Annotated in this window: 19 protein-coding genes; 9 read left to right on the forward strand and 10 right to left on the reverse strand. The window is 63.4% G+C overall.

Features of this window, described 5'->3' with window-relative positions:
• Nucleotides 1-7 precede the first annotated feature (7 nt).
• Entirely contained in the window at nt 8-1,024 is a 1,017-nt protein-coding gene (locus NKI69_RS26040; RefSeq protein WP_023808663.1) for a polyprenyl synthetase family protein, read from the reverse strand.
• Nucleotides 1,025-1,245: 221 nt separating this feature from the next.
• Between NKI69_RS26040 and NKI69_RS26045 the strand changes: the two genes are divergently transcribed.
• From NKI69_RS26045 to NKI69_RS26075, 7 genes are all read left to right on the forward strand, one after another.
• On the forward strand, nt 1,246-1,470 hold the full coding sequence (locus NKI69_RS26045; protein WP_063167652.1) for a putative signal transducing protein: 225 nt from the start codon (nt 1,246-1,248) through the stop codon (nt 1,468-1,470).
• A complete protein-coding gene (locus tag NKI69_RS26050; RefSeq protein WP_352722802.1) occupies nt 1,470-2,270 on the forward strand; it encodes a tRNA1(Val) (adenine(37)-N6)-methyltransferase in 801 nt (266 codons plus the stop codon). Before NKI69_RS26045 ends, NKI69_RS26050 begins: the two co-directional genes overlap by 1 nt.
• Before the next feature lie 79 nt (nt 2,271-2,349).
• Nucleotides 2,350-3,213, forward strand: coding sequence for a S49 family peptidase (locus NKI69_RS26055; RefSeq protein WP_023808666.1), 864 nt, complete (start codon nt 2,350-2,352; stop codon nt 3,211-3,213).
• 128 nt (nt 3,214-3,341) lie between these two features.
• On the forward strand, nt 3,342-3,527 hold the full coding sequence (locus NKI69_RS26060; protein ID WP_023808667.1) for a membrane protein: 186 nt from the start codon (nt 3,342-3,344) through the stop codon (nt 3,525-3,527).
• A 20-nt stretch (nt 3,528-3,547) separates the two neighbouring features.
• Nucleotides 3,548-4,447, forward strand: a complete 900-nt coding sequence (locus NKI69_RS26065; RefSeq protein ID WP_023808668.1) for a 4-(cytidine 5'-diphospho)-2-C-methyl-D-erythritol kinase — start codon at nt 3,548-3,550, stop codon at nt 4,445-4,447.
• Nucleotides 4,434-4,988 carry a molybdenum cofactor biosynthesis protein B gene (gene moaB / locus NKI69_RS26070; protein WP_352440004.1) on the forward strand — a complete coding sequence of 185 codons (555 nt, stop codon included), beginning with the start codon at nt 4,434-4,436 and terminating at the stop codon, nt 4,986-4,988. The genes NKI69_RS26065 and moaB overlap by 14 nt, the downstream gene beginning before the upstream one ends.
• Before the next feature lie 52 nt (nt 4,989-5,040).
• Complete coding sequence (locus NKI69_RS26075) at nt 5,041-5,550, forward strand: GFA family protein (RefSeq protein ID WP_352722803.1); 510 nt, start codon at nt 5,041-5,043, stop codon at nt 5,548-5,550.
• 7 nt (nt 5,551-5,557) lie between these two features.
• Here NKI69_RS26075 and NKI69_RS26080 read toward each other — a convergent pair whose 3' ends face one another.
• Both NKI69_RS26080 and NKI69_RS26085 read right to left on the reverse strand, forming a co-directional pair.
• Nucleotides 5,558-6,532, reverse strand: coding sequence for a hypothetical protein (locus NKI69_RS26080; RefSeq protein WP_352722804.1), 975 nt, complete (start codon nt 6,530-6,532; stop codon nt 5,558-5,560).
• Between the two features lie 142 nt (nt 6,533-6,674).
• Nucleotides 6,675-7,199: a glycosyltransferase gene (locus NKI69_RS26085; RefSeq protein ID WP_352722805.1), complete on the reverse strand. Its 525-nt coding sequence runs from the start codon at nt 7,197-7,199 to the stop codon at nt 6,675-6,677.
• Nucleotides 7,200-7,349: 150 nt separating this feature from the next.
• On the opposite strand from NKI69_RS26085, the gene NKI69_RS26090 reads away from it, so the two are divergent.
• Together NKI69_RS26090 and rnhB are read left to right on the forward strand one after the other, a co-directional pair.
• Nucleotides 7,350-8,504 carry a PA0069 family radical SAM protein gene (locus tag NKI69_RS26090; protein ID WP_023808673.1) on the forward strand — a complete coding sequence of 385 codons (1,155 nt, stop codon included), beginning with the start codon at nt 7,350-7,352 and terminating at the stop codon, nt 8,502-8,504.
• Between the two features lie 151 nt (nt 8,505-8,655).
• Complete coding sequence (rnhB, locus tag NKI69_RS26095) at nt 8,656-9,351, forward strand: ribonuclease HII (protein WP_023808674.1); 696 nt, start codon at nt 8,656-8,658, stop codon at nt 9,349-9,351.
• A gap of 131 nt (nt 9,352-9,482) precedes the next feature.
• On the opposite strand, the gene NKI69_RS26100 is transcribed toward rnhB, so the two are convergent.
• From NKI69_RS26100 to NKI69_RS26130, 7 genes are all read right to left on the reverse strand, one after another.
• Entirely contained in the window at nt 9,483-9,974 is a 492-nt protein-coding gene (locus tag NKI69_RS26100) for a F0F1 ATP synthase subunit B (RefSeq protein WP_023808675.1), read from the reverse strand.
• 10 nt (nt 9,975-9,984) lie between these two features.
• Nucleotides 9,985-10,584, reverse strand: coding sequence for a F0F1 ATP synthase subunit B (locus NKI69_RS26105; RefSeq protein ID WP_127290956.1), 600 nt, complete (start codon nt 10,582-10,584; stop codon nt 9,985-9,987).
• Nucleotides 10,585-10,647: 63 nt separating this feature from the next.
• Nucleotides 10,648-10,872, reverse strand: a complete 225-nt coding sequence (locus tag NKI69_RS26110) for a F0F1 ATP synthase subunit C (RefSeq protein ID WP_006206606.1) — start codon at nt 10,870-10,872, stop codon at nt 10,648-10,650.
• Nucleotides 10,873-10,957: 85 nt separating this feature from the next.
• Nucleotides 10,958-11,716, reverse strand: coding sequence for a F0F1 ATP synthase subunit A (locus tag NKI69_RS26115; protein WP_023808677.1), 759 nt, complete (start codon nt 11,714-11,716; stop codon nt 10,958-10,960).
• Nucleotides 11,717-11,775: 59 nt separating this feature from the next.
• Nucleotides 11,776-12,183, reverse strand: a complete 408-nt coding sequence (locus NKI69_RS26120) for an AtpZ/AtpI family protein (protein ID WP_023808678.1) — start codon at nt 12,181-12,183, stop codon at nt 11,776-11,778.
• Between the two features lie 254 nt (nt 12,184-12,437).
• On the reverse strand, nt 12,438-13,622 hold the full coding sequence (locus NKI69_RS26125) for a cell wall hydrolase (RefSeq protein WP_023808679.1): 1,185 nt from the start codon (nt 13,620-13,622) through the stop codon (nt 12,438-12,440).
• Between the two features lie 144 nt (nt 13,623-13,766).
• Nucleotides 13,767-15,065: an MFS transporter gene (locus NKI69_RS26130; protein ID WP_352722806.1), complete on the reverse strand. Its 1,299-nt coding sequence runs from the start codon at nt 15,063-15,065 to the stop codon at nt 13,767-13,769.
• Between the last annotated feature and the right edge of the window lie 59 nt (nt 15,066-15,124).

Consider the following 15,124-nt stretch of genomic DNA (forward strand, 5'->3'; position numbering starts at 1 on the left):
ACGCCGCTCAGTTCACCCGGCTGATGCAGAAATCGATGACGTCGATCAGCGCCGATTTCTGCGGCGTCGCTTCCAGCGGCGCCAGCGCGTCGCGGGCGATCTCGCCGAAATGGCGGGCGCGTCCGATCGTGTCGGCAATGGCGCCATGGCGAGTCATCAGGCCGATCGCCTTTTCCAGACCGGCGTCATCGGTGACATTGTCCTCGATGGCACGCTTCCAGAAAGTGCGCTCGGCCTTCGTGCCCCGCCGATAGGCGAGAATGACCGGCAAGGTCACCTTGCCTTCGCGGAAATCGTCGCCGACATTCTTGCCGAGATCCTTGCTGGTGCCGCCATAGTCCAGCGCGTCATCGATCAGCTGGAAGGCAAGGCCGAGATTCATGCCGTAGGAGCGCAGCGCCGCACGATCGTTGCGGGTCGCCTGGGCAATGACGGGGCCGACCTCGGCAGCAGCCGAAAACAGTGCGGCGGTCTTGGCCTTGATGACGGCGAAATGCTCGTCCTCGGTGGTTTCGAGGTTCTTGGCGGCGGCAAGCTGCATAACCTCGCCCTCGGCGATGATGGAGGCAGCACTCGACAGGATATCGAGCGCTTCGAGCGAGCCGACATCGACCATCATGCGGAAAGCCTGGCCGAGCAGGAAGTCGCCGACCAGCACGCTTGCCTGGTTGCCCCAGATCATGCGGGCGGTCTTCTTGCCGCGCCGCATGCCGCTCTCGTCGACGACATCGTCGTGGAGAAGCGTCGCCGTGTGCATGAATTCGACGGAGGTGGCGAGCTTGACGTGGCCCTCGCCGGCATAGCCGAACATCTGCGCGGCGGCCAGCGTCAGCATCGGCCGCAGCCGTTTGCCGCCGGACGAGATCAAATGGTTGGCGACCTCCGGGATCATCTCGACGTCGGAGCCGGCCTTGGACAGGATCAATTCATTGACGCGCCCCATATCCGCCACTGTCAGATCGATCAGATCCTTGATGGAGGCGGGCTCCCGCTTCCCGTTTTCGATGTTGAGAACGACACCCACAACAATCACTCCCGTCTTGGTATAGAGCGTGCGACGGCACCCTTAGTCCCTGCATGGACTCTAGGGCGGCGGACATGGCCACGGCAAGTGGCGAATTGGCGCGGCGTCGATGACGGAATGTCAACGACCCGAGAGGGAACGGGGACCCGAGAGGGAACGGGGCTCTGCCTCGGAATCCCCTCCCCGTTTACATCAATAGCGCAAACTGCGAGTTTCATACGATGATAGAACTTGTCCGCACCAACGATGCCGTGATCATCTCCTTTGTTGAATCGCTGATGCGCGACGCCGGCATCGCCTGCTTTGTCGCCGATCAGAATATGAGCATTCTAGAAGGGTCGATCGGCCTTTTGCAGAAACGCGTCATGGTCGATGCCGACCAGGCCGACGCGGCACGGCGCATCCTCAGGGATGCCGGCATCGCCAACGAAATCCGCGGAAAATAATGTCCGCCGCGCCCGCCGCCCTTGTCCCGGATACGCCGGCCCATACGGTCGACGCTTTCCATCGCGGCCGGTTCTGGCTCGTCCAGCCCAAGCAGGGCGGCCATCGCGCCGGCATGGATGCGATGATGCTGGCGGCCTCCGTGCCATCGACCTTTGGCGGGCGCCTGGCCGATTTCGGCGCCGGAGCCGGAGCTGCCGGACTGGCGGTGCTGTCACGCTGCCCGGCGGCAGAGGCGGTGCTTGTCGAACGCGCGCCGGAAATGGCGGCCTTCGCGGCGGCGACGCTTGCCCATCCCGGCAATGCCCATCTCAGCGATCGCGCATCCGTGCTGGGCGCCGATGTCACCGTATCGGGCCGGGCGCGGGCAGCCGCCGGCCTCGCCGACAACGACTTCGACTTCGTCATCATGAACCCGCCGTTCAATGCTCCCCGGGACCGCGCCACATCGGATCGCCTGCGAAAGGAAGCCCATGTCATGGAGGACGGGCTGTTCGAGAGCTGGATCAGAAGTGCGGCGGCGGTGGTGAGGCCGCGCGGCGGGCTCGCCGTAATCGCCCGGCCCGAACAGCTCGGCGCCATTCTCGATGCGATCGCCGGCCGCTTCGGCGATGCCGAGATGCTCGCCGTCCACCCTCGTCCCGATGCGGCGGCGATCCGCATCGTCGTGCGGGCAGCGCTCGGGGCACGGGGAAAGCTTGCCATACGCCCGCCCCTGATGCTGCACGCGCAATCAGGCAACGGCCCCGACGAGCGCAGCGAAATGATCACCAACGGCCTCGCCTCGCTGTTCGGAGATTGAGCTATTCTGCCCGGCCACATTGCCGTTGGCCGGGAAATCCCTACATGCCTGCAACCTATCGACCGGAGACCGCGCCCTCGTGAAACGACTCATCAACCGCCTGTTGCCGAAATCCTGGCGCTCCACCGTCGTCACCATTCCGGTCATCCGGCTGCACGGCACCATCATGGCAGGCGGTGGCCAGTTTCGGCCGAGCCTGTCGCTGGCTTCCACCGCCGGCCTCATCGAGAAGGCGTTTTCCTACGACGCGCCGGCGGTCGCCATCTCGATCAATTCGCCGGGCGGCTCGCCGGTGCAGTCTAGGCTGATCTTCAAGCGCATCCGTGACCTGGCCACGGAAAAGAACAAAAAGGTACTGGTCTTCGTCGAGGATGTCGCGGCGTCGGGCGGCTACATGATCGCGGTCGCCGGTGACGAGATCTTTGCCGATCCGTCCTCCATCGTCGGGTCGATCGGCGTCGTCTCGGCTTCGTTTGGCTTCCCGGAACTGATGAAGAAGATCGGCATCGAGCGACGTGTCCACACCGCTGGCCAGAACAAGGCGGTGCTCGATCCGTTCAAGCCCGAGAAAAAGGAAGATGTCGAGCGGCTGAAGGCGCTGCAGCTCGAGGTGCACGCAACCTTCATCGACCTCGTCAAGGAGCGGCGCGGCACGAAACTGAAGGACGATCCGGACCTGTTCACCGGCCTGTTCTGGACCGGCATCAAGGGCCTCGAACTCGGGCTGGTCGATGCGCTCGGCGACATGCGCACTGTGCTCAAGACCCGTTTCGGGGCGAAAACCCAACTCAGGCTGATCACGACACCGCGCGGTTTCCTTAGCCGCTTCGGCCTGTTCGGCTCAAGCAAGGGCTTTTCAGCGCCCGATATCGCAGCCGCTGCGGCCAGCGGCGTGATCGATGCGGCGGAAGAGCGCGCATTGTGGTCTCGCTTCGGGCTTTGAAAACCCGGCAAAACCGTCTAGCATGAGAGCTTGAGTTTCATGCATGTCGTGTTCCCAAAAGCGGGTCGACATGCATCAACCGACCCGACCGGCCGCCTTCGCCGGCCCAGCGTGGGAGGAGTTTTGGCATGCCGCAGATCATTTTCTTCGCCGTCGTTGGCGTTGCCGCCTATTTCGGCTACCGCACCTTCATTAGGGAAGCCGAGCGCGTGACCGCCAAGGTGCGGCGCACAGAAAAGCAAACGGCCAACGGCGCGATCGGCACTTTGGTCAAGGATCCGAAGACCGGCGAATACCGGCTGGCCAAGGACTGAGCATCATCCCGCAGACGATTGTGGACACCGACATCGGGTCGCGTAGCTGGCACGCACACGCCAAAATCAATCTTGCGCTGCATGTCACCGGCAGGCGCCCTGACGGCTATCATCTGATCGAGAGCCTGGCGGTGTTCACACGGTTTGGCGACAGGGTCGAAATCGCGCCCGCCGACGGCGATGAGTTTACCGTATCCGGCCGTTACGCCCCGGCCGTTCCTCTCGACGCCAGCAATCTGGTGCTCAAGGCGCGCGATGCCCTGCGGCAGACAGCCGGGCACGAGAGAACACCGCCGGTCGCTATTCGGCTGGAAAAGAACCTGCCGGTTGCCTCCGGCGTCGGCGGCGGTTCGAGCGACGCGGCGACCGTGCTGCGCGGACTGGTGGAGACATGGGCGCTGGACATCGATGGCAGCGAGCTGGCGCGGATCGGCCTTTCGCTTGGCGCCGATGTGCCGATGTGCCTGGCGGCAAAGCCGCTGGTGGCGCGTGGCATCGGCGATGAACTGTCGATGGTGCCGGATTTTTCGGCGCTTGGCTTGGTGTTGGTCAATCCAGGCACCCCGGTGTCGACGGCGGATGTCTTTGCAGCGCTTTCCCGGCGCGACAATGAGGCCTTGCCGCCGCTGCCGCGCAGCATCGATTTTCACAGCCTGCGCAACTGGCTGGAGATCACCCGCAACGATCTCGAGCCCGCGGCGCTGGAGGTGCAACCCGCAATCGGCAGGGCGCTTTCCTGGCTGAACAAGGCCGGATCGGGGTTCTCGCGGATGTCGGGATCCGGCGCGACATGTTTCGGCCTGTTCGAAACCGGCAATGTCGCCAAGCGCGCCGCCGCCGAAATCCGCGGCCGCCAGCCCGACTGGTTCGTTGCCGCGACGCGCAGCATCGCATCGGAGGGCGCAGATGGCCAGAATTGACGAGAGCCGCTCCTTCATTCCCGTGCGCATCGCGGTGCTGACCGTTTCGGATACGCGCAGCCTCGCCGACGACAAATCCGGCCAGACGCTGGCCGACCGCATCACCGAGGCCGGCCATCTGCTGGCGGCCCGCAATATCGTCACCGACGACCGCGAGAAAATCCGCGACACGGTTCTGGCGTGGTCACAGGACAAGAATATCGATGTCGTCATCACCACCGGCGGCACCGGCTTCACAGGCCGTGACGTGACGCCGGACGCGCTGGAGCCGATCTTCGAAAAGCGCATGGATGGCTTTTCGGAAGTGTTCCACCGGATTTCCTACGACAAGATCGGCACCTCGACGATCCAGAGCCGGGCGACCGGCGGCGTCGTCAACGCCACCTTCGTCTTCGTGCTGCCGGGTTCGCCAGGCGCCTGCAAGGACGCGTGGGACGGCATCCTGAAGGCGCAGCTCGACTACCGGCACATGCCGTGCAACTTCGTCGAGATCATGCCGCGCCTGGACGAGCATTTACGGCGCGGCAAATCCGCTTCGTAAAAGCCAGGCAAAGCGTCGGTTCCACGCCGCTTTTGCAGGCAGAACAGCACCGGTGCCTTCGAAACCCCATTCCAACCCGGACCTCGGAAAAGTACCTTGTCTGAAGGCGATCATCGCCATTCACGACAAGGCAGCTACGATGACCGTGCACACCGGTGGATGCCATTGCGGCAACATACGCCTTGGATTTTCAACCGAGCTCGACCCACCGCTAACCGAAGTTCGCGCTTGCCAATGCTCGTTCTGTGTCAGACATGGTTCGCGCGCCGTTGCCGATCCGAAGGGCAGACTGGTCATCTCGGTCAAGGACGAGACGCAATTGCGGAGATATCAGTTCGGGCTGAGGACGGCCGACTATCTGATCTGCCGGGAGTGCGGTGTCTACGTCGCCGCAATCACCGGAGATGACGATGCAAGGGCGATCGTCATCATCAACGCCCTGGACGACCGCGAGCGGTTCAACCAGGAGCCGGTCCGTGTCGACTTCGATACGGAAAACAGGGCGCAGCGCCAAGCCAGACGCCGCACACACTGGACACCTGTCGAGATGAGCTTCGGATAGGCAGCTCTCAGCGGATGACCGGCTCGCCATGAAACCGTCGGCGCGACGGCGGCGATACGCCGAAGCCGACTTCCATCATCAGTCGCGGCGTGCGTGCCGGCACGGTGCCCATATGAAAGCCAAAGGGGTCCTCGACGAAGCCGAGACCGGCCTCGCCGGTCAGCGTAACCGGGCTCTGCTCGCCATAGACATCCAGAACCTGTTGCGCGGGATGGCCGACCAGAAGGGTAAGCTGATGCTTGAGGCTGCGGCGCTTGTGGCTGCCCCTGACATAGACATGCGGACCGGTGTCGGCGTCGACCGGCTTGAGGTAGAAGAAGAATTTCAGCATGCGCCAGTCGTCGAGGTCAAAATGATACTTGCCGAGCGAGGCGAGGTTCTTGTCAGCATCCGAAGCGGCACCTGTGGGAAAACTCCACCAGACCCGCGTCGTGATCAGTTTCGCCTGGCCGCCGAGATAGTGCGCGGCAATATCCAGAAGCAGCGGATCGCGCTGGATGGCAAGCGCCGCCGGGCAGTCGAGGATGCGCTCGAAAAAATGCCCGCTAAGCAGCGAGCGGCCAAGGCGTTTCTCGGCCTCGGCATGTTCCCCCGGCATGAATTCGAGACGGCGGTCGAAATTGCCGAAGCAAGGCGTGCGCCCGGCGAAGTCGGCGATCTCTTCATGGATACCAGGCGGCAGGACCAGGCCTGAGAACAGCCCGTCGGAGCGCAACGCATCGACGACCGTTCCCCGTTCGACACCGGCAAACATCGTATCCCCGGCATTGGCGACCGGGCGGGCGCGCTTTGCGCCGAGCCAATGCATGCGGCGTCCGGGCATGGTGCGCGCCAACACGAACATCGGCAGCCAGGCAGGGTTCTCACGCAGGTCCGTCAGATAGGTTGGAATACGCACGGCGATGCGCCGCAGCAGGCTGCCGTTGCGCGCAATGGCCTCGAGACTGGCCGCGCCGGATGTGTCGGGGGTTGAAAGCTTCATTGGGTCCTCGGCTATGAGAGCACCACCGATGCCGCATCGGTGCTCGCCTCTCGGCATGACCAAACCCAATTCCCGCTTGAACGGAAGATAACCCCGCGTCAAATTTTGTGCAATGCACAATGACCTGAGCAACTGCAAAAAATCACGTCGAGGAGCGGCGCTCCTGCTTGGCCGGCGCCATCCAAATCTCAGCGTCGAGCCGCTTCGTCGCGAGGCCGCGGGCGATGGCCTCGGCACTGCTGGCGCTTTTTGCCGCGGCAGCTGCCTGACGCTTGCTGATCAGCAAGCCGTCGGCCAAGGCGCGGTTTCCCGAAAAGACCCGGGCCAGGAATGGCGTGCGACTGGCTCGCGTGCGCGAAAACCGTGCCGCCATGGTTTGCCTGGCCGTATGGGCGACAACTTCATCGATCCAGCCCTCCACCAGCCGCGCGCCCGGCTCCAGGAGCAGCAACCAATCCCCCTTGGCCTGGCGGATGCCGGCAGCGACACCGCCCGTCACGTACTGACAGCCGGCATGCTCGGCCACATGATGCGTCTGATCGGTAGAGCCTGTGTCGCAGACGATGACTTCACGCACCACGCCTTCGACCGCGCCGCCAATCAGCGAGGCGAGCGTGCGGGCTAGGTCCTCCTCGTCATTGCGGGTTTCGATGAGAACACTGAGCATCCTTAGCCGAATAGCGGAAAGCGCCGGACAGCGCCAGTTTTTGCATCGCACCATAGAAAGTTCTTGCTTTGTTCTCTTCAACGAAATAGGAATAATTTCATGAGCAGAGCGATTCGACACAACAAGGACAGTCCCTGGGAGCGGGCGAAAATGGAACAGATCGTGCGCGCCGACATTGCAGCTTTCGGAGCAGGAAGAGCCGAGATGGCCAATGCGATGGTCGAGCAGAGCGGCATGCGTGTCCGTCCGGACCGCAACCGCGGCAGATCAGCTGGCATCAATCCGTCCGGCCGGTTCGAGCCGGTCAGCCGGCACGTGTTCGACGATGGCTGGAATTCGCTGGAGGAACTGCCGCCCTTCAAGACCGAAGTGCAGGTCGAGAAGCCGCGCACAATCATCACCCGCAACGAATCGCCCGACATTTCCTTCGACCGTTCCATCAACCCCTATCGCGGCTGCGAGCATGGCTGCGTCTATTGCTTTGCCCGCCCGACGCACGCGTTCATGGGCCTGTCGCCGGGTCTGGATTTCGAATCGAAGTTGTTCGCCAAGCCTGATGCGGCGCGCTTGCTTGACAAGGAGCTTTCGAAAGACAGCTACCAGCCGCGCACCATCGCCATCGGCACCAACACCGACCCCTACCAGCCCATCGAGAAGCAATACCGGATCATGCGCGAAATCCTCGAAGTGCTGGAAGCGCGCGGCCATCCAGTCGGCATCGTGACAAAGTCCGCTCTGGTGACGCGCGATATCGATATCCTGTCACGCATGGCCGAACGCGGGCTCGCCAAGGTGGCGCTGTCGGTGACGACGCTCGACCGTATGCTGGCGCGCACCATGGAGCCGCGCGCGTCGACACCGACCAAGCGGCTGGAAGCGATCCGGCAGCTTTCCGATGCCGGCATTCCGGCGTCGGTCATGGTGGCTCCAATCATTCCGGGCCTGACCGATCCGGAGATGGAACGCATCCTCGATTCCGCACGTGCGGCCGGCGCGCGCGAAGCGGGCTACGTGATCCTGCGCCTGCCGCTGGAGGTCAGCCCGATCTTCAAGGACTGGCTGCTGCGCCATTATCCCGACCGATACCGCCATGTGATGTCGCTGGTCCGATCGATGCGTGACGGCAAGGACTACGATTCGGAATGGGGCAAACGCATGAAGGGCGCCGGTCCCTATGCCTGGCAGATCGGCCGGCGCTTCGAGATCACAGCCAAGCGGCTCGGCCTCAATGCCGAACGGCGCACGCTGCGGACCGACCAGTTCGTTGCCGCCGGGAAAGACCAGGTGCAGCTGACGCTGCTTTGAGAGACAATTCGTCGCGGTGGTTTGATCCGTCGCGGCACCAGAATCCCGTCCGGCCTGCCCCGGCCTGCAGACGGTGCCCTCCCGGTCCGGCGCCCCACCCGACCCGGAGGGACTTGCGGAGAATCAGAGCCGATGCGAACCTCGCCGCAACATGGCTCGCGCGCGTTCTGATTCTCCGCCTCTCTTTGAGATCATCGAGAAGCCTGACTTCTCCTTCGAGACGAAGGCGATGGCGGAGGGCCTGTGGCCGGTCGCCGGGATGGACGAGGCCGGCCGTGGCCCCCTGGCCGGGCCGGTGGTCGCTGCGGCGGTGGTGCTCGATCCCGCCAACATTCCGGACGGCCTCGACGATTCCAAACGCCTCAGCCATTTGCAGCGTGAGGCCTTGTTCCTGCGAATTCTCGGCTCTGCGCAGGCGGTCTCAATGGCCTCCATCAGCGCCGAGGGCATCGACGGCAGCAACATCCTCAAGGCAAGCCTGGAAGCCATGCGCCGCGCCCTGGTCGGGCTGTCGGTCCGACCGAAACTCGCCCTTGCCGACGGACGCGACGTGCCACCGGGGCTGCCTTGTGAAGGGCGCGCGCTGATCAAGGGCGACCAGCGTTCGCAATCGATCGCTGCCGCCTCGATCGTCGCCAAGGTAATGCGGGACCGCATGATGTGCGGATGCGGCAACCACCACGACCGCTACGGGTTCGAAGTCCATATGGGCTACGCCACGCTTCGCCATCGCACCGCGATCGAAGCGCATGGCCCGGTGGCGCGGCTGCATCGCGTATCGTTTTCGCCGTTCAGGCTGGGTGGCGCTGAAGTGGTTGAAGAAGAGAGCTTTGCTGGGCTGGATTGAACAACGGCGGCGGCGACAAGCCAATCTCCCCCTTGTGGGGAGATTGACCGCTTCGGCGTCTCACGCACTCTCCAAGCAAAAAAGCCGCCAGGTTGCCCGGGCGGCTTTAATTGTATGAGGGCCGTGAGGGCTCAGTTCAGCTTCGACTTCACGTCCGCGAGCGATGCCTTGAACAGATCGGCACCGGCCTTGGCGTCGATCTTGCCGGCAAGCAGCGCGCGCGCTGCCTCGACGGCGATATCGACGGCGCTGGCGCGGACTTCGCTGATGGCGTCACGCTCGGCCTGGCCGATCTTCTGTTCGGCAAGCGCGGTGCGCCTGACAACATAGTCCTCGGTTTTCTTGTGCGCCTCGGCGGCAAGCATATCGGCTTCGCGCTTGGCGGCGGCGACGATGTCGGCGGCCTCCTGCTCGGCTTCCTTGCGCTTGCGCTGATACTGGCCAAGCAGTTGCTGGGCCTCCTCGCGCAGTCGGCGTGCTTCGTCCAGTTCATTGCTGATCCTGGCGGCGCGGGCGTCGAGCGCCTTGGCGATCAGGCGAGGCACCTTGATGTAGACGGCAATGCCCAGGAAGATGACCAGGGCAACCGTGGCCCAGAGCGTCGCGAGAGATGTGTAATCCATGATGCGCTCCTCACCGGGCCACGGATTTGACCGCGGCCGCGATCTCGGCCTTGCTGGCCTTGCCGCCAACCAGGGCTTCGACGATCGCCGAAGCGGTATCCTCGGCGATGCTGCCGACTTCCTTCATGGCATTGGCCTTGATGGAAGAAATGCGGGCTTCGGCTTCGCCAAGCTTGGCGTCGAGCGCGGCCTCGACCTTCTTGCGCGCGGTGTCGGCCTCGGCCTTGGCCGCGTCGTTGGCCTGCTGGCCGATCGCGTTGGCCTTGGTCTTGGCTTCCGCCAGTTCCTGCTCGTAGGCAGCAACGGCGGCGTCGGCCTCGCCCTTCAACTTGGCCGCCTGATCAAGGTCCTGCGTGATGCGATCGTTGCGGACATCGATGATGCCGCCGACGCGCGGCATCACCACCCGCTTCAGGAAGAGATAGAACAGCCCGAAGGTGATCGCCAGCCACAGAAGCTGCGACGGGAACGTCGCCGGATCGAATGGCGGAAACGTGCCATGCGCTTCAGCAGGCACGCTGGTGCCGGAATGCGTTTCGCCTTCCGTCGCAGCGTGGCTGGTATCGGCTGATGGCGCGGACTCTTGCGCAAAGGCAGATGTCACGAACATGGACTATCCCCGAAATTCAGGCCCGCCGCTTGCGCGGCCGGCCTGTCCAATCTTCCCGAGTGCTCAGCCGAACAGGGCCAGAAGCGCGATGAGAAGCGAGAAGATGCCCAGAGCTTCGGTCACGGCGAAGCCGAAGATCAGGCGGCCGAACTGGCCATCGGCAGCCGACGGGTTGCGCAGAGCGCCCGCCAGGTAGCTGCCGAAGATGTTGCCGAGGCCAATGCCCGCGCCACCCATGCCCAGGCAAGCGATGCCGGCGCCGATGTACTTTGCTGCTTCTGCGTCCATTTGTTCAACTCCTTTGGATCTAAAATTCCGTTGCGATTCCATCCGGCGCCAATGTTGGAAATTCCTGGGCCGGAAACTTTTGGACCTAATGCCCGGGGTGCAGGGCGTCGTTGAGATACATGCAGGTCAACACGGCAAAGACGTAGGCCTGCAGGAAGGCGACCAGCAGTTCCAGTGCCGTCAGCGCCACCGCCATCGCCAGAGGCAGGATAGAGCCGGCGACGCCGACCGCGCCGAGCGCGCTCAGGCTGACCACGAAGCCGGAGAACACCTTCAGCGTGATGTGGCCGGCGAGCATGTTGGCGAACAGACGAACCGAGAGGCTGACCGGGCGCGACACGAAGGAGATCACTTCGATCAGCACCACCAGTGGCAGCAGGAAGACCGGCACGCCATGCGGCACGAACAGTTTCAGGAAGCCAAAACCATGCTTCATGAAGCCGTAGACGACCACGGTTGCGATCACCAGCACGGCAAGGCCGAAGGTGACGATGATGTGGCTGGTGACGGTGAAGAAATACGGGAACAGGCCAAGCAGATTGGCGACGAGCACGAACATGAACAGCGAGAACACGAGAGGGAAGAACTTCATGCCTTGCGTGCCGGCGGCATCGCGCAACATGTTGCCGACGAACTCGTAGGCCATCTCGGAGACCGACTGAAGCCGCCCGGGAACCAGGCTGCGGCTCGACGTCGTGAGAAACAGGAATCCAGCCGCGACGATCACGGTTGCGACCATGAACAGCGCCGAATTGGTGAAAGACAGGTCATAGCCGCCGATGTCGATCGGAATCAGCTTGTTGATATGGAACTGGTGGATCGGATCGACCTTGTCAGCTGCCACGTTCAAACCCCGTCAATGCCGCGTACGGCCTCGTTACCATTACCGCACATGAAGCGCGGTCATTTCTTGTCGTCTTGGTCACGGCGCGATTTATCGCCCTGTCCAAATTCTGCCACAACGCCGGCGGAACGCATCACATTGAGCACTCCGGCGCCAAAACCAAGCAGCAGAAACACGATCAGACCCCATGGCGATGTCCCCGCCAGACGGTCGATGATCCAGCCGATGCCGGCACCCACCACCACCCCGGCGATAAACTCGCTGGAGAGTTTGAGCGCCTGACCATAACCGGCCACACTGCCCGCTTTCGCGTCGTCTTTCCCCTCGAGCCGGCCCGGCCGCCTTGTCGCAAGCGAAGCTTCAAGGTCACGGCGGCGGCGCTCAAGATCGTCGTCGCGGATATCGGGTTCATGCTGATTGCCGCGGCCGGTTTTTCCGGTTCCGTCTGGCCCATTCTTGTCGGCCATCGCAACCCCCCTGCCCGGTCAGACCGTCACCGTCCGTCCGCTTCTAAAGTCGCCGGCAACATAGTTAGAGGGTTTGCGCCCGTCAAGCCACGGGCGGAAGTTCATTGCCATGTATTTTAGGCAATAAAATCAATCAATTAGAAAGGTGCGACATCGTGCCCGCCATGATGACGAGGATGCATGGCGCGAATCCCCTGCGCAATGGCTCTTCGATAGGCTGCGCGCCACATCAAAGATCAGCGGCTGCTCTGCACTCAGCTCCAGCCGCCGCCATAGGTCCGATAGAAGATATGCAGGCCGATCTTGGTCATCTTCTGCATTGTGCGCGCCCAGCCGGGATGGACATATTGGGCATAGTAGTGGGTCGACGATCCGACCTCCGGGATGAAGATCTTGCCGGCAGTGACGGCCATGGCGATCTCCTGGGCGGTCTTGTAGGCGGCTGGGCTATCGATGCGCTTCTTCCTGCCGTCGCAGGCGAAGGAGAACTGGCAGCGGTTGAACCAGCTGTCGTTCTGGTAGACGACGCCGCAGATCGAATTCGGATAGGTCGGATTGCGGACGCGGTTGAGGATGACCTGGGCGACAGCGGCCTGGCCGCGCACGGATTCGCTCCTCGCCTCGAAATAGATGCCGTTGGCAAGGCATGCCTGCTCCTTTTGGGAGAAGACACTGGCGGGCAGCGGGTTCTGGATCCACGAATGATCGCCCTTGGCCATCGGCGGAATGAAGCGGCCCTCATTGGGCTGCTCGTCCTGAAGCAGGGCTTCGAAGGGCGATGCCTTGGCATAATCAGGCTCGGACTGCGCGTAGGCGGTGGCCAGCACGTCCGGATGGTCGTTGTTGACCAGCGCTGCCAGCATGGCCGGCACGCCGGGATCCGGCTTCTTGTCCTCGCGCGCATGGAATGCCGCGGCGATCTGGATTTCCTTGCCTTTGATCTGCGGCTTGGCGAAAGCCATTTTCAGGCCGCTGTCCATGCTGGGCCGCAGCAAGGAGGAGGTGCGCTCGAAGATCGAGCCGGCGTTGAAGTTCTTCGGCGGTGCGACGGGAGACATCTGGACGATGCGCCCTTTCTTCTCGGCGCGCACGACGCGGTCCTCATCGGGCGTGCCGCTGACTTTGCCGCCCTTGCCGCGAAACGACACGTTGCCGACACCGGCCAGGTGGACACCCGATCCGGAGATGGAGCCGGTGACATCAGAATCGGCAAAGGGCATCTCGGCCGCATGGGTCGAGCCGGCGACGGATTTCTCGACATAGGAATTCCAGCGCGTGCTCGATGCTTCGAGGCCGGAAACCAGGCTCGTCATGTCCTGATAGGCGGCGACCGTCGGAAAGCCGATCCAGATGCCGAAACCGATGACGAGCGGAGCCAGAAAGCCACGTTTTCTCTCACCGGCGGCGGCAACCAGCCGCTTCAACACACGTCGATGCACGGAACACTCTCCAGGAACGCGACTGACCCCACTGGAGAGCAAAATGATGCATTAACCTTGATGGGACGTTAACGGCTTCGATCGGGTTTTCCCGGTCGGCCCGAGGTCGTGGTTGCGAAGTCAGGCGATTTTGCGGCCGACTATTCAGGCCGGACGCAGGAAGATCGGCCGGGCGATCAGCGCGCAGATGGCGGCCGCCAGCCAGACGCCGGACCAGGACCAGAGGTGCAAGAGCCCCGGAATGGCCACCGGCACCAGAAAGAAGCCGACAAAAACAAAGGTGTTGGCAAGGCTGAGCGCGGTCCCGACATGGCTGGCCCCGGCAAGGGTGGCAAGCTCGGTGTAGGCGACGCCGTGCCAGGCGGAGACGGAGATGCCTGCGACAATAAGCACGACTGGAAGGACCGCCAAGCAGATGAGCTGGCCGCCCGGAACGGTTGGGCCGAACAGGACCAGCAGCCAAAGCATGGCGAAGGCAAGGGCGCTGAACGCGCTGCACAAGCGAAGAAATTGGCGGCGGTTGCCGTGACAGTCGGTGAAGCGGCCGCTCCAGATGCGCATGACCATGGCGCCGATCTGAACGGCGGCGAGGCTCGCGCTGATCGCCGCCGTTCCCAATCCAACGAAATCGTGCAGGAACACGGAGGCGAAGGTGAGCACGGCCACCTGCGGAAAGCAGAGCAGGCCGATGGCGGTCGCGATACGCCAAACATCGCGATTGCGCAGCGGCGCCGGTCCGGCCACAGAAGCCGCAGCGAGATGATCCTTGCCCGCCGTCGGCGGCTCGTGCAGCCAGCGCCAGGCGAACAGGGCAGACAGAGCGGATGCACCCGCCAGCACCCCGAACACCGCGCCAAAGCCGAAAGCCAGAGCAAGCGAGGGCAGTATGAGGGCCCCAAGGCCGCCGCCGAGCGGCACCGCCGTCTGCCTGATGCTCATTGCAAAGCCGCGCTCGTTTTCCCGGAACCAGCCCATGATGGCGCGGCCGCTCGAACCGTTGACGCTGCCGCCGAGCAGTCCGGTGATGAGCAGGCTCGCGGCGAGCAGCGTGACATCGGGAGTACCGGCCTTTGTCGGCACAACCAGCATCGCCATGACCAGGAGCCACACCGCCGTCGCGCCGAGCCCGATCAGGAGCACGCGGCGGTCGCCCCAGCGATCGGTGAGCAGGCCCCAGGGCAGTTCGCTGAGCGCGACCCCCAGCCCGAGAAGGCCGAGCGCCAGGCCGAGCTCGGCATTGCCCAGGTGATAGCCCTGGCGAAGAACGACCGCCGTCGCCGGGATGCCGGAGAACGTAGCCGAGAAGGCGGCATTGGCGGCGACGCCGATGCCCAGAACCTTCCAGCGATGGCCGGGCTTGAATACCCTTTCGGCGGAACCGGCTGCCGTATCTTCCAGGAGTTCTGACGGCTGCCGGTCGGCGCAATTGACAATGGCGGACATGACTTCATTTCCCGTGCTGGCCAGTGGTCCCGCCTTGACGATCTGTCCCTACCGCCATA

It is taken from the genome of Mesorhizobium sp. M0491 (genome assembly GCF_040321265.1).
In the GTDB taxonomy this organism is placed as follows: Bacteria; Pseudomonadota; Alphaproteobacteria; order Rhizobiales; family Rhizobiaceae; genus Mesorhizobium.